The following is a 15,438-nucleotide window of genomic DNA, read 5'->3' as shown; positions in this document are numbered from 1 at the left end:
CTATTATTTTAATCTCATCATAGTTTGGTATTATTGTCAATTATAACTTGTGAATAATTGACTAATAAAAGAGGCCCGGACAAAAACTCACCTCTGATAAGATAAATTATCACTATACTTTTTTGATTTAAAAGATGAACTTGTGTGTATTTCGCGAAACTTGTGTGTATTTCCGCGAACTTGTGTGTATTTCGCAAAACTTGTGTGTATTTTCGCGAACTTGTGTGTATTTCGCAAAACTTGTGTGTATTTTCGGGAACTTGTGTGTATTTTCGGGAACTTGTGTGTATTTTCGCGAACTTGTGTGTATTTCGCAAAACTTGTGTGTATTTTCGGGAACTTGTGTGTATTCTCGCGAACTTGTGTGTATTTCGCAAAACTTGTGTGTATTTTCGGGAACTTGTGTGTATTTTCGGGAACTTGTGTGTATTCTCGCGAACTTGTGTGTATTTCGCAAAACTTGTGTGTATTTTCGGGAACTTGTGTGTATTTTCGGGAACTTGTGTGTATTTCCGCGAACTTGTGTGCATTTCCGAAAACTTGTGTGCATTTCGCGAAACTTGTGTGTATTCTCGCGAACTTGTGTGCATTTCGCGAAACTTGTGTGTATTTTATTAACGATGAAAATAGTAATAGATAAACAAAAATGGCTTCGAACATTTCATTATATGTTCAAAACCATTTTTTTACACTATCTTAGCTAGTTATGTCCCAGCCTGTCTTTGTTGAGTCCCATAACTGCGTTTTACTCCACGCATAACAGCTAAATAGATTGAAACGCCTATAATAGAAGTCACGATGTCTGTAATTGGTTGTGTATAAACGACACCATTTAATCCTGCGATACGATTTAATAAGTAAATGAGCGGAATAAATACTAAACCATGTCTAGATATTGATAAAATTAGTGATGGAATTGCCTTACCAAGCCCTTGTAATACGTTAATAAAAATAAACATTATCCCAACAATTGGACCTGAAATAATCAGTGCCCGTAACATTTGTGTACCATAGGCAATGACTTGTTTATTATCAATAAAAGATCCAATGATCGTATCAGTCAGTACCCAATAAATTAATGTTAAGACACTACCTAAACAAATCGCTGCAATAGAGGAGAACTTAATAATTCCTCGCAGCCTATCAAAGTTCCTTGCACCATAACAATAACCAATCAATGGTTGAATTCCTTGTCCCAATCCAATCTGAACAAAAACTAAAATCATATTTGCCCTGATCGCAACCCCCATAGCGGCAAGCTGAATATCTCCATAATTTGATAAAAAGTTATTCATAAATATATTTGCTACAGATAACAGAAGATTGTTTAATGACGCCGGAATACCAATCGCCAATACGCCTAGCATAATGCCATCTGTTACTTTAAAATCCTTAAGATTAATTGACAGAATTGAACGACCCGATACTAAATAGCGAATAAAATAAAGAGCACTTAAAATATTACCAAGCACAGTGGCAACTGCTGCTCCCGTCAGTCCCATATCGAACGTAAAAATAAAGATTGGATCCAAAATGATATTAGCAATCGACCCAAGCATCATACCTCTCATAGCTAAGCTTGAGCGACCTTCCGCACGAATGATATTACTAAAGGCTTGAGACAAAATAACAAACGGTGCGCCAACAACAAGATAATTTAAATAAGCACGCGTGTAGTCATATGTATCTGGAGTCACACCAATAACTTTCAAAACGATCGGCATAAATGTCCAAAATAACACCATTAGAAGCAGACCAAATCCAATCGCACCGTAAAACGCAAAGGATGATACGTTTTTTGCGTATCTTTCTCGGCCAGCACCTAATGCCCGTGAAATTACCGATGTACTACCAACACCTAATAATACACCTGCACCGATAAGTAAGGTGAATATTGGCATAGACAACGTAACCGCCGCAACTTGTAGTTCATCACCTGTTTGTCCAATAAAAAATGTATCAGCCACATTGTATACAAAAACCAATAACATACTCATAATCGCTGGGATTGAATTTTTGGCTACCGCTTTTGGAATCGGCATTGTTTCAAATAAAGCCTTGTCATACTGCATAAAATAGCGCCCTCTTTCTCTAATGTATACATTTAATCAAATCCACTTAATAGTTATCTTTTTCTAAAGCTAAATTTGACTAAAGTTATATGTTAATTGATTAACACACATCATTATCATATTGAATTCGACAAAAGTAAATCAAATTGCTCGTTATATACTCATAAAACAACCACCATCTAGAGGTCATCGATTCTAGATGGTGGTATATTATTTAACTAAATGGGATTTCAATTCGTTTTTTATCGGTCACTTGGAATGGACCTGGGATAGCATTGTCGCCTCTTGGCTCACCGTAAAAATCAGTGTTAAAGCAATATGGTGTACCATCAGGCTTTTCAAATAGTTGCTCCGTATGGAAACCAAAGCCGAGCTTTTCAGTATCAATAATGTCCGCAGCGCTCTCAACCAATAACTCCGGTTTAGTAATATCGATAATGACTTTTTTATTATCTCGGTCGATTGTAAATTCTAATGCAGAGTCATCAAACAGCTTTGCACCTTTTTCTTTCTTATAGGCAAGAGCACCATTAAAGTATACGTTGTTCTCTACATAAATTGCCAACGGCGCATCCTTTGAAAGACTTGCATATGCTGGTTTTTCGTCCTCATCGTCCTCGTTCTCTGTTGATTTTGTCGGCTCCTCACCTGTTTCAAAGAATTTACGCATTCTCTCCCATGGTTTTTCATCATCAGCTCCAGGATATTCATTAAAGACTGATGTTCCAACTGGATAAGCTAAGAATGGTGCTTGTGCATCCTCTACTTCATCTTCTTTTAAGATATCATTGCCGAAGAATGTTTGATAAATCGGTTCATTCGTACGCCAATCATCTTTTGGACGTAAGAAAATGTTATTGTAGAAGCGATCATCTCCACCTGTAAATCTTGTCATTCCAGCAATCGCTGTACTATGAGGGACATGATATGGTGTATGTCTATTTAACTCATTTCCAATTGAGATAATCCCTGCTAGTAGGTTATGAACTAACGCAGTACTATGACTTAATGTTTTAAATGAATAGTCTGACAGTAAGATATTATGGTCAATCATTGTTGGACCATGACTTACTTCAACTAAAATATCTTCACTATCGTTACCAAACATGAGATTATGATGAACTCGTGTACCTTGTGATTGCCAATCTAACCACACTCCCCTAAAGGAATCATGGATCACATTATGTCTAATAATCGTATCAATCGCAGCATGAAGTTTAATACCACCAACCTCTGCACCGTGATATTCTCTTTTCTTTCTTATGTCATAAATGTGGTTATGCTCAATCAAACTAAATGCACAACCTAGGTGACCGACAATACCAGCCTGACCACAGTTAAAGATTTTATTATTTCTAACGATATGACTACCGATATTATCCTTACTCCAACCATTATTAAGAGCTCTAAAGATAACCTCTTGTTCACGTTGGTGACCCATTTTCGTAAACAGTGTCGTCCATTCATTTTGACCCGTACTTTCTTCTTTACCTAAGCTGATACCAACGTTCTTAGAATCACTGATAATATTATTTTCAATCACCCATCCCTTACTCCAATGAGGGCCAATTAGACCTTCCTGAAGTGCAGTCGGTGGTGCCCATTGTGTCGCTGCCTGTTTCATCGTAAAGCCACGAACAGTTATGTAGTTGCGACCAGGGTTTTCAGGCCAGAAGCAGAAACGACGTGTATTAATCTCAACATTTCCCTTAGTAGGATCTTCACCTTGGAAATTCGCATAAATCGTTGTCTTATGATCATCTATTTCACTATACCAAGCAAAAGTTGTGAACTCTGGTTCAAGTGATGTCTCTGACTTTTTCGGATTGCGTACGTCCTCAATTGACGCTTGCTCATACATCGCACGTCCATCTAAATATACCTCCCCTAAATGAAGCACACGGTCTGTTTTAAATAACCAGTCTCCAAAAAGGACTTCATTGTATGGGTTAAAGTTACCAAAAAATTGATTATCAATTTCAGTTTTCCAGATGTCACCATCCCTTACCCAATCTGTAATGACCTCCGCACCTGTGATGACAACATTTTCACCTTCTGCAGCTTGGTAGACTATTGGCTGTGCCTTCGTTCCACCACTTTTTGGACTAACCCATTCACGATAAACGCCTTCGTGAACAGTAATTGTATCACCAGGTTTAGCAATATATGCTGCTTTACTAATTGTTAAAAAGGGCTGCTCCTCAGTCCCTGGATTGAAATCGCTTCCATTTTTACTTACATGATAGTGCATCTAGATCTTCCTCTCTATTAAACTAGTTATCATTATCTTATCTCAATCTATTAATTAGTCAAACAGGAGAAAATATAGTTCTCCACTCATATTCATTAGTAAATGATCTTCAAAACTGGCACTCTAACCATAATCACTACATTTTTACTTAATTATAGAGATAGATTAAGTTACACATGTTTAACAAAATTCACTCATAAGTTAATGATGATGACAAATCACTCATTGGAGGTTAGAGATATGTGTACAGCCATGACACTAGAGTCAAAGCAAGGCGAGAATTTCTTTGGGCGAACAATGGACTTTTCGTATCCGATTGAGCCTGAATTATTTGTTGTTCCGCGAAAACACCGGTGGCAAAGCATAGCAACTACTGATCAATATATAAATACGTATAGCTTTATCGCTATCGGACAAGAAAAAGAAGGCATGTTGAGTTTTTTTGATGGTGTAAATGAAGCTGGATTTGCAGTTGCTGTTCTCTATTTCGAAGGTTACGCACACTATGAGGAACTGACGGAGAATAAAAAATTAATCGCATCTTTAGATTTCGTTCATTACCTTTTAGGCCACTGCCGTTCAACAAATGATTTGAAAAATTTATTAAAAGATCTAGCAATCGTCGGTGTAGCTGACCCAGTCACCCAAAGAGTAGCTCCATTACATTGGTTCGCAACTGATAAAACTGGCAAGACCGTAGTCATTGAGCAAACAAAAACTGGTCTTGAAATTATTGATAATCCGATTGGGGTTATGGCAAATAGCCCTGATCTCCGTTGGCATTTGACAAATCTACGAAACTATATGAATCTCTCCACGACTCAAAAGGATCAAGTATACTGGCAAAAAGTATCATTAACACCATTTGGACAAGGAATGGGAACATTTAATCTGCCAGGAGGATTTACTTCACCGGAACGTTTCGTCAGAACGGCATTTTTAAAAACGCACATACCAATTCCTAGCGATCAATCTGAAACTCTTATGGCATGCTTCCATATCATGAACAGTGTATCCATTCCTAAAGGGATTGTCTTAACGAGTCGAGGAACGGATGATTATACAAAATATATGGCGTTTATGAATACTAAAACGTGTAGCTACTACTTTAAAACATATGAAAACAATCAAATTATCTCAGCTAATCTTTGGGATTACGATGTATCAAATAAGAGATTAATTAGGCTAGGAAGTATCATTCATCCTTTTAGCATTTAAAGCTCATGACTTAACCGATTGATAATGGTCATTATGATCACCATAAAATAACTGATAACCTACCGATAAATTTACAAACATCAACATCATCGATATAATTGTTGATAAATATGTTGATTTACTGGAGGTTTATATGAATAAAATTGCATTTTTAAATTCTTCAAGTATAGATTTTGATAGTCAGCTTGATTTTTCGCCACTAATGAAACTTGGTGAATTTTCGTCTTATAATGTAACGAGTGAACAAGAGATATTAGAAAAGGTCATTGATCAAAATATAGTGATAACGAAAGAACTACCGCTTCCAAAGCACTTAATTGAACAATTCCCCCCTTCTGTTAAACTGATTTGTGAGGCAGGTACTGGCTACAATAATATTGATCTTCCCGCAGCTAAAGAGAAAGGTATTCTCGTATGTAATGTACCTGGTTATAGTACTGAAGCCGTCGCACAGTTGGCAATTACATTTATCTTAAATTTAAATTCTTCAATCATTCAACAACAAAGAATGATTGAAAGAGACAATTTTTCGAATTTCACACAAAATCTACAAGTTCCACACTTTGAAATTCAAAATAAAACACTTGGACTAATTGGGACTGGTGCAATTGGAAACCAGGTAATGAGTATTGCTCGTGCATTAGGGATGGATGTACTGACATACAGTCGGACACCAAAAAACTTTGATGACCCTAGAATTAAGTCAGTCTCACTAGATGAACTGTTAAGTCAAAGTGATTTTGTCTCAATTCATTGTCCGCTAACAGCTGAGACCAAGCATCTAATTGATATGGATAAATTAAAATTAATGAAGCCGACTGCTTTTATCATCAATACCGCAAGAGGCGCTATTATTAAAGAAGTAGATTTAATCGAGGCATTAGAAAAAGGAATCATCGCTGGAGCTGGTTTAGATGTTCAAGATCCAGAGCCGCCACAACTTGATAATCCATTGTTTGCAATGGATAATGTTATCCTCACACCACATATTGGTTGGAAAACGCTTGAGTCAAGACAAAGATTAGTTCAAATTTCAGCTGAAAATATCCAAGCATTTTTAACTAACCAACCAGTAAACATTGTCAATTCATAATCTTAATCTAATTTTTCGAAGCTAAACTATACGATCAAATAATCAAGGCAACCGAGCTCACAATTAATTCGTGGGTGAGGTTGCCTTTAATGTATTTATATAAATAAATTGAATCGGTTAAATAAGTTGGACAGTGATAAATACGATTTATCAGAAAAAACCACATGAAATGCAAATTATATGAGATCTAAACTTAGACCATATCATAAGCATTCATGTGGCGTGTGTATCGTTATCGATTTATTGTCTCTATTTCTGTTTTCAACAACTTCCTTGCCCGATGTAAACGTGTTTTAACTGCTGATAAAGAAATGTCTAATTGATCAGCAATATATTGATCATTTTCATCAGTGACCATTTTTATTTTTAAGACTGATTGCATACTTTTAGGTAAAGTTTCAATTTTGGCTAATACTTTTTCAAATTCAAGCTGCCAGTATATTTTCTCTTGAACAGAGCTGTTAGGACAATGGAGCACTTGCCCGATTTCTGTACCTTCCTCAACTGATAATATATCGTATCTATTCTGCTTACGGTAATAATCAATTGCTGTACGAATCACTATGGTGCGTAGCCAGGCACGACATTTTGATTTTTCAATTAAATGATTGTAGTTTCTATAAGCTTTAATATAAGCTTCTTGCACAACATCTTCAGCACTATAATGATTATGAACGATCTGCTTCGCCACATAATACATCTCTTGATAATGCTCGTGATAGTAATTCGTAAAATCTACATGAATATCTTCAATTGTCTCATACATGACCGTGCCCTCCTCTCTTGATCCATTTATCACTCTTGACTACTGTTTGTTGAGTAGCTTTTTTCCGACCTTGGCAAGTAAATCATTGACTTAAATAAATCACCATCGATACTAACCTTAAATTCCCCGTTTTGATTCTCAATCAAGCTTTTTGTGATCGATAATCCGAGTCCACTACCTTGGCTAGATCTTGATTCATCCCCACGCTTGAAACGTTCCATAAGCTCGTCTTCACTGATGTTGAGCTCATATTTAGAGATGTTCTTAAAGCTAATCAGTACTTGATCAACTTCATAAGTGATATCAATATAAACTCTTGATCTCTCTAATCCATAGTTGAAAATATTAGATAAAATATTTTCAACAGAACGCCATAGTAGCTTGCCATCTGCACGAACATACATACTCTCTTCTTGATAATTAAGCTTGAAGACAAAATTCTTTTCTGAAATCTGTTCGCTCACTTCACCAATTCCTTGATTAACTAATGCAACAACATCAATTGTCTGCAACTCAACAGGAATATCACCACTTGAAGCCTTGGCAGCTGCAAACAAGTCATCTGTCAATACTTTCAATCGTTTTGATTTTTGGTCAAGGATATCAATATACTCCTTCATCTTCTCTGGATCCGTCTCTGTTTTTAGTAAATCTGTATAGGTGATAAGTGATGTTAATGGTGTTCTAATATCATGCGATACATTTGTGATCAGTTCTGTTTTCATACGTTCATTTTTTATTTCGTTATGGACAGCTTGTTTAAAGTTATCATTAATCCCATTAATATTTGTAGCAAGTGTTGCTAATTCTCCGATACCATCAATATTAATTTGATGATGAAGGTTCCCGTCTCTCATCAACTTGGCACCCTCTTGAATTTTATTAAATGCGTTAACTTGCTTGAGTGCCAGCCAAACTGCAATGCCAATAGTGATTGGTAAAAAGACTAACGATGCAACAGTTACTAATGGATATAAAATAACAATTATCGTAACTTTCATACCTAAGCTACCATTATCGAAAATAGCCTTCACAAATCGGTAAATCGAATGGCACACAGTATATAGTAAAGTATGCTTAATAAATGTCCTGTTTTTTAAATGCTTAACGACTGATAAAAATAACACCGTTAAGATTGATACTGTCGGTATAGTAATAGCAGGTAATGCCCATTCTGCTGTGCTCAAATAGTAAGAAAGAATTTCATTTACACCTAATACCCAAAAGGTTAAAATTGTAAATATTGAAATTAAATTAAGATCAACGTATAATTTATCAATCACATTCATCTCAACTTCCTTATCCTTAAAAGAAGTCCTACCTGCTGTAACAGTTAGATAAATTAGACTAATAAAAAATGTGATCACATAGCCAAAGAAATAATAGATTTGATCAGTTGTCTCTGTCTTTTTCTCAACCCAGTCGCTTGAGATCGTGTCGAGATAGTCTTTTGTATAACCTAGAAATATTTTAGTATCTAGCGGAACTGAAGATCGATATATCGATGGGAATCCAAATGAATAAAAGTCATGTTCTAATTTTTGTGGATACATTTCCCAATCATAATCTTCACTAATATAATAAGCTGGATATTGCTTGAACTGTGATTTTTCTGTTTGTTTAGTATTCGTAAATGTGTGCTTTCCATCTGTCGCATAATAGATAATTCCATCATGCTTATTAAGTTTGTTTAAGATCCGATTATAATCCTCTAAATCATAATTAATTAACTCTTGCTTAAATTCTTCGGTATATTCATCTGATTCATAATCGGATCCTCTATGTTTAAGCGTATTTCCAGCTAAAATATGATCCTTACTCTTATAAACATCAATTAGATCAGCAAGCTGATAAATTGTAGTGTTATAATCTAATTTAAAAGAATGACTCTCAAGATAACTATCCTCTACAATTACCTCTAGATTGCCATCCGTAATGTCATAAATATTAAGTGCTGATATGATTGAACCTGCAACACCAACAAGCATTAAAATAAACACAACTGTTCTGACAAAAATTGAGTGGCTAAATTTTTTCAATTTTGTATCCAACACCCCACACCACCTTTAAATATTTTGGTTCTTTTGGATTAATCTCGATTTTTTCTCTTATTTTGCGAATATGTACGGCTACTGTATTCTCTGGCTGAAAAGAAGGCTCATTCCACACCTTTTCGTAAATTTGATCGATTGAGTAGACTTTGCCAACATTCATCATCAATAACCGTAATATTTTGTATTGCACTGGAGTCAAATGAACTGACTCACCATCAACGGTAACTAATTTTTGTTCATCATCTAATATCAACCCACCGGTTTGATAGACATGTTGTTTAGTTTCTATGCTTCCAAGAGATGTATATCTCCTTAACTGTGATTTGACACGCGCAATTAATTCAAGTGGGTTAAATGGTTTTGTTACATAATCATCTGCGCCGATATTAAGCCCAAGAATTTTATCATAGTCTTCAGATTTTGCTGACAGCATAATTAATGGAATATGATACTCTTCTCTAATTTTCATAGTTGCTTGTATACCATCCATTTTAGGCATCATAATATCCATAATGATTAAATGAATCTCATGTTTATTAAGCTCTTCAATTGCTTCTAATCCATTTGCCGCTTTGAAGACGTTAAATCCCTCATTCTCTAAATAGATCTTGATTGCATCAGCAATTTCCTTATCGTCATCACATACTAAAATATTCATGCCACCCACTCCTTCATAGCAACTTTTGTCAATTTTACTTTCACTAAAATTGTACCATAGTTTTCTTTAACCAATCATGGTCAACTCACAGTGATTAATCGTTACCGTTTCCCGAAGGTTAGCTATATCATACCAACCAATTCTTATAGATTAATCAATGAATTTCTTAAGAATTTCTTAACATTTAAATGGTGTCTAATCACAAAAAAAGCACCCATTATGATAAAATGAGTGCTTTCAACTGATACTGTTCTTGAGCTAGCAGTAGATTTATTATGAATAAACTGTTGCCAGCATTTATGCTTTTACTATCGGCAGCCAAATTTCACAATAAAACTCGTTACTGTCTACACCGGTAGTTGGTGCGTATAATTCTATATTATAGTTTCCACCAAGTTTATATTCCTTAACGTTCGGCAACCATTCCTGCCACATTTTCGTATTTACGTCCTGTAATGTCTCCAATGTACAAGGAAATACTGCCCATGTCCCTGCAGGAAGAGTTCTAGTTTCATAGCCCTCCGGAACTTCTTGCCACGGTAAATAATTATCTGCAATAAGATAATCAAAGTTCGATCCATCCGAATCGATACAAAGTCCAAACATACCAGCAACAAGCTCTTTTTCTTCACCACTTAAATGTTCTTCCCAAAACTTCGGAATCTCTTGATAAGAGGTTTCCATATTAAAGCTTCTTTTTCTCCCCAATACAGTAAATGCAGCTTTTTCTTCAATTCGATAATCCATTAGCGTTCCACCTTCCAATGATAATATTATTTTAAGCGGTGCAAAATCACGTAATAATACACCTTTTTCCTTTGCAGCAGATGGTGTGATACCATGAAACTTCGTAAAGGCCCTTGCAAAACTATCTGGTGAGTCGTAACCATATTTTATCGCAATATCAATGACTCTTGCATTACTTCCGATAAGATCTCTTGCTGCTAATGCTAATCTTCTGTTACGGATATATTCTGCAACGCTAAATCCACACAACATTGAAAAGATTCGCTGAAAATGGAACTCTGATACGTGGGCCTTATCAGCAATATCTTTTACTTTAATATTCTCAGTAAGATTGTTTTCCATATACTCAATAGCGTTTTGCAAGCCTTCTGTCCAAGTGCTCATATCATCACTCCTTATTGACTGCAAATCTATTTTAATACTACCACTCTTCGTCTTCCCGACTTTTCTTGCTTTGTTCTGTAGGATACGAATGATAACAGAATAATCTATGAACTTTGACTTGCTGGATTCAGATAAATTATCGCGAAGTCCACTATATTTTGCTATATTGCTATTCTCTTTATATCATTAATGAATTCTATCTGCAATCCACTATATTAAAAATAACAGGGGTAATCCGAAATTAACTGGATATCCCCTGTTATGACATCTTGTTGTTTTATTTAATTTAAATCTAGTTAATTGCGCAAACATCATCATTCAAATCACATACTATAGACCTATTAATACTTATATTTTAACAACTTCCTAATTGCGATTTCTATAATACACGAACTTCTCTAATACTATATTAACTTCCAGAATTGATTGTCTGGCATATCCATGACCGAACCAGATATACGTTCAATAACTTGACCTGAAGGGAACTTGCGGATAATAATCTCTTCTCGATAATCAGGATCTTCATACCAAGCACTAAAATATAATTTATCATCGACTCTACCACAAAAGCTTTCTGTTACACCTACTTCAAACGCTACTTTTTCCGGCCAAATAATTTGAAACAAATGATCACCTGGTTGTCTTGTCAACATTAAAGGTTTTGTGTGCAACAATAAGTTATAACAGTCTGCCACTTCTGAAAGCGGAATTAAAGCAACTCTAGAAACCTTATTTTTTGCGTCTTCGTATTGTAAGATCTCGATAATACCTTTTGGAAAATTCACTCGGATAAACTTGATTTTGCCGTTATAAAAGATTGGACTACCAAAATAGCATCCTTCTTTAGCTTCAACTGGTTCCACCACATTTCCATCAGGGTAATGAACGAAAATAAGGCGGTTACTTTTCACAGGATGATTCATGTAAAAGAGTTTCTCCGCTTCATACAAATCACCATGAGTATAATCATTGCCCCAATACCACTCACGTGTTCCACTTAATGGCTCAAGATAATATATTCCGTTTGTCTTTATTTCTTTCATACACTATAGCCCCCTAAAAAAGCTCCATACAGCAATCCACGATATCTGAATAATTTTTTGTCACTTTCATAAAATTCCTTTTTACTTCACCTATTATACAGTTGTATAATCATATTATCATTACTTTTTTAAAAAACAGGAGGTTAACGCATGTGGAAAAGTAAGCGATTGAAACAGTTTGGAGGAACATGTGGTTATTTTGCTCTCGCTAATGCGCTAAATCACGTCGCACCTAATGACAATCTACTTAAATTCAAAGATGTTGAAAAAATCATCAAAGCAACCATTCAAAAAGGCTATTCAAATATTGGTGAAATCTTTCGCTATGATGCATTTGAATCGATTATGCTAGAATTTAAGAATTATAACAAACAATTATGCTTTAACTATGAGTTTGTCGATTTTAACAAAGAATTAGTTGATTCACTAAGTGAAAACCAAGCCATTGTCGTTAATTACTGTTCTTTTCCACAAGAAAGAGGGGGAGCATTTGCCAACAGTCACTGGGTCGCTATAGTCAAAGCAAGAAAGTGGCGATTTATAGGTAAGAAAAATAAAATCATGATTATTAATAGCTCCAAAGCAAAAAAGAAAAAAATTGATGATATATATGTTAGCGCTGCTGAATTAAAAGGTAAGCAGTTTGATTGGATAGAATTTCTAGAATCAAAAGGTTTTAAGAAGTATTACTTGAAAAATAGAAAAATCAATAGACGGTTAAATCGATATATTTATCAGATAGGAATAGATTTTAAAACAAAAATGAATGACGAACAATATCAAAAAGATCATGCTATTATTCAACATGATCATTCTAAATGTTTACTAATAACTTTTTAACATCATAATGGGGAGCCAGTTTAAATTATCTGGCTCCCGACTACTTTATCCGCTTCAATTCTGATCACCCTAGATTTATAATTTGCGGCAAAATATAATCGAGTTTTTAGAGCAATCGATAGTCAAATTAGCAAGGATTAGAATATATATTCAGCCACTGAAAGTTTTAAATGATCTTCTCGTTGATACTCATACTCCTCAATGATAAGAAATTCATCATTCCCAATATAATTGTCCGTCATATTGATCCATTTCATGCTCACTTGTAAAGAGTGAAATAGAATCAACTAATTCTAGATCCTTATTAATCACGTAAATATTATAGTCAGAAACATCTACTAAATAAAAATAATCTTGATTTACTGGAATAAAGAAATCGAAAATATCCCTTTCAAATGGTAGATCTTTGTCATATGCACCATCATATAACGGTTCGCCAGTCTCAATATCTAAACGTTTATATCCGTCATCCTCGTAATCATAACTAAAATAATAGCCTTGTTTTAAATCGATATACTTACTATCATCTGAACCAAGTACAAGCTCATATGCATCTTTTATGATCATTTCTTCTCTGTATTATTATTTAATTGAATCACTTGATACTCACCAATATTTTCTGAATTCTCTTGAAAAACAAATGATGATCCCTCTGATGTATTGATGATTTCACCATAATCATATCTTTCTTCCTCAATAAATCCAATCATTTTATGAACAGCAATTTCTATTTCATATTCTTTATCTTCACCATTTAAAAGATTAGTCATATCTAATGTTTCAACCGTTACATATTTTGATTGATTATCATAGTCATCATTATATTCATACTTCAATACAAGTACATCATCAATGATCTCTCTAGTAACATAATAATCTGTACCTTCTGCAATTAAATCTTTATAAGTAGGAGAATAAACCTTACTTACAACCTCAGCACGGTTATTTTCATCAAAAGTAAATACTTCATAAATCATTCCAGCTTCTTTATGGTCAAAACTACTGAAATAATAAATCGTTCCATCCTCTGCTTTTATAGAGTGGGAAATATTCCCTAAACTCCAAGTTGATGGATCGTCCTCTTCATTATAACTATACTCATAATATACCGATGCAAAAGTTTCCTCATCCATCACAAAATCATTTATTTCTTCAAAAGGGGAAAAACCTGTTACCAAATCAAGCTCAGCTTCTACATCATTGGCTGAATCTACATCTTCAGTTATTTGCCTCTCAACCGAGTCAGTTGTCTCTGGCCTAGTTTCTTCTTGTTCTTGGCTACAACCGAAAAGTATTAATAGCAAAGTTGCAGTAATCATTAATAAATTATTCATATGTACGTCCTTCTGATGTCTGTTATTAATGTGTAAAAATTATATCTGTTTTTTTGTGTGTAGATGAGAGAATTGAGTGGTTGATAAGAAATAGTCAATAGAGGAAAATTAACAAGAAAAATTTTATATAGTTTTTGACTATTTTCTAAAAAATGATCTCGATAAAGAGTAGGAAAATCTTTACACTGCCAATTTAAAAGAGACCGGGACAAAACACGCTTCTGATCAAGATAAAATTACCACTTCTTTGTTCTATAAGAGGAAGTTGAGTGTATTTTTGAAAACTTGTGTGCATTTCGCAGAACTTGTGTGTATTTCGCAGAACTTGTGTGTATTTCCGAAAACTTGTGTGTATTTCGCGGAAGTTGTGTGCATTTCCGAAAACTTGTGTGTATTCTCGCGAACTTGTGTGCATTTCCTAAAACTTGTGTGTATTCTCGCGAACTTGTGTGCATTTTCGAAAACTTGTGTGTATTTCCGGGAACTTGTGTGTATTTCCGGGAACTTGTGTGCATTTCCGAAAACTTGTGTGTATTTCCGAGAACTTGTGTGCATTTCCGAAAACTTGTGTGTATTCTCGCGAACTTGTGTGCATTTCCTAAAACTTGTGTGTATTCTCGCGAACTTGTGTGCATTTTCGAAAACTTGTGTGTATTTCCGGGAACTTGTGTGTATTTCCGGGAACTTGTGTGCATTTCGCAAAACTTGTGTGTATTTTGCAAAACTTGTGTGTATTTCCGGGAACTTGTGTGCATTTCGCAGAACTTGTGTGTATTTCCGAAAACTTGTGTGTATTTTGCAAAACTTGTGTGTATTTCCGGGAACTTGTGTGTATTTCCGAAAACTTGTGTGTATTTCCGAGAACTTGTGTGCATTTCCGAGAACTTGTGTGCATTTCCGAGAACTTGTGTGCATTTCGCAAAACTTGTGTGTATTCTCGCGAACTTGTGTGTATTTTTTAAATGATAAATCAAACAA

Annotated in this window: 12 protein-coding genes; 3 read left to right on the top strand and 9 right to left on the bottom strand. The window is 34.8% G+C overall.

The genetic code is table 11. The annotated features are described in order from the left end of the window. Positions 1-704 precede the first annotated feature (704 nt). Both AXY_RS02755 and AXY_RS02750 read right to left on the bottom strand, forming a co-directional pair. A complete protein-coding gene (locus tag AXY_RS02755) occupies positions 705-2,072 on the bottom strand; it encodes an MATE family efflux transporter (RefSeq protein WP_015009259.1) in 1,368 nt (455 codons plus the stop codon). 214 nt (positions 2,073-2,286) lie between these two features. Further along, positions 2,287-4,323, bottom strand: coding sequence for a right-handed parallel beta-helix repeat-containing protein (locus AXY_RS02750; RefSeq protein WP_015009258.1), 2,037 nt, complete (start codon positions 4,321-4,323; stop codon positions 2,287-2,289). 240 nt (positions 4,324-4,563) lie between these two features. Between AXY_RS02750 and AXY_RS02745 the strand changes: the two genes are divergently transcribed. After that, positions 4,564-5,541 carry a linear amide C-N hydrolase gene (locus tag AXY_RS02745; RefSeq protein ID WP_015009257.1) on the top strand — a complete coding sequence of 326 codons (978 nt, stop codon included), beginning with the start codon at positions 4,564-4,566 and terminating at the stop codon, positions 5,539-5,541. Positions 5,542-5,674: 133 nt separating this feature from the next. Continuing rightward, a complete protein-coding gene (locus tag AXY_RS02740) occupies positions 5,675-6,634 on the top strand; it encodes a 2-hydroxyacid dehydrogenase (protein WP_015009256.1) in 960 nt (319 codons plus the stop codon). A gap of 232 nt (positions 6,635-6,866) precedes the next feature. Here the strand turns inward: AXY_RS02740 and AXY_RS02735 are convergent, their stop codons facing one another. The 5 genes from AXY_RS02735 to AXY_RS02715 form a co-directional block, all read right to left on the bottom strand. Further along, positions 6,867-7,400 carry an RNA polymerase sigma factor gene (locus AXY_RS02735; RefSeq protein WP_015009255.1) on the bottom strand — a complete coding sequence of 178 codons (534 nt, stop codon included), beginning with the start codon at positions 7,398-7,400 and terminating at the stop codon, positions 6,867-6,869. Between the two features lie 29 nt (positions 7,401-7,429). Next, entirely contained in the window at positions 7,430-9,454 is a 2,025-nt protein-coding gene (locus AXY_RS02730; protein WP_155835449.1) for a sensor histidine kinase, read from the bottom strand. After that, complete coding sequence (locus AXY_RS02725; protein WP_015009253.1) at positions 9,426-10,112, bottom strand: response regulator transcription factor; 687 nt, start codon at positions 10,110-10,112, stop codon at positions 9,426-9,428. The genes AXY_RS02730 and AXY_RS02725 overlap by 29 nt, the downstream gene beginning before the upstream one ends. A 297-nt stretch (positions 10,113-10,409) precedes the next feature. After that, entirely contained in the window at positions 10,410-11,243 is an 834-nt protein-coding gene (locus AXY_RS02720) for an AraC family transcriptional regulator (protein WP_015009252.1), read from the bottom strand. Between the two features lie 404 nt (positions 11,244-11,647). Continuing rightward, positions 11,648-12,286 (bottom strand): hypothetical protein, encoded by a 639-nt coding sequence (locus tag AXY_RS02715; protein ID WP_015009251.1) that lies wholly within the window; start codon positions 12,284-12,286, stop codon positions 11,648-11,650. Positions 12,287-12,436: 150 nt separating this feature from the next. Here AXY_RS02715 and AXY_RS02710 point away from each other — a divergent pair, with 150 nt between their 5' ends. Further along, complete coding sequence (locus AXY_RS02710; RefSeq protein ID WP_015009250.1) at positions 12,437-13,126, top strand: hypothetical protein; 690 nt, start codon at positions 12,437-12,439, stop codon at positions 13,124-13,126. A 216-nt stretch (positions 13,127-13,342) separates the two neighbouring features. Here the strand turns inward: AXY_RS02710 and AXY_RS02705 are convergent, their stop codons facing one another. Further along, positions 13,343-13,693: a hypothetical protein gene (locus AXY_RS02705; RefSeq protein ID WP_015009249.1), complete on the bottom strand. Its 351-nt coding sequence runs from the start codon at positions 13,691-13,693 to the stop codon at positions 13,343-13,345. Beyond that, positions 13,690-14,460 (bottom strand): hypothetical protein, encoded by a 771-nt coding sequence (locus tag AXY_RS02700; RefSeq protein ID WP_015009248.1) that lies wholly within the window; start codon positions 14,458-14,460, stop codon positions 13,690-13,692. Before AXY_RS02700 ends, AXY_RS02705 begins: the two co-directional genes overlap by 4 nt. Between the last annotated feature and the right edge of the window lie 978 nt (positions 14,461-15,438).

This window comes from Amphibacillus xylanus NBRC 15112 (assembly GCF_000307165.1).
GTDB classification, from domain to species: domain Bacteria; phylum Bacillota; class Bacilli; order Bacillales; family Amphibacillaceae; genus Amphibacillus; species Amphibacillus xylanus.
Note: the sequence above shows the minus strand (reverse complement) of the source record. Positions and strands in the feature narration are given on the sequence as shown.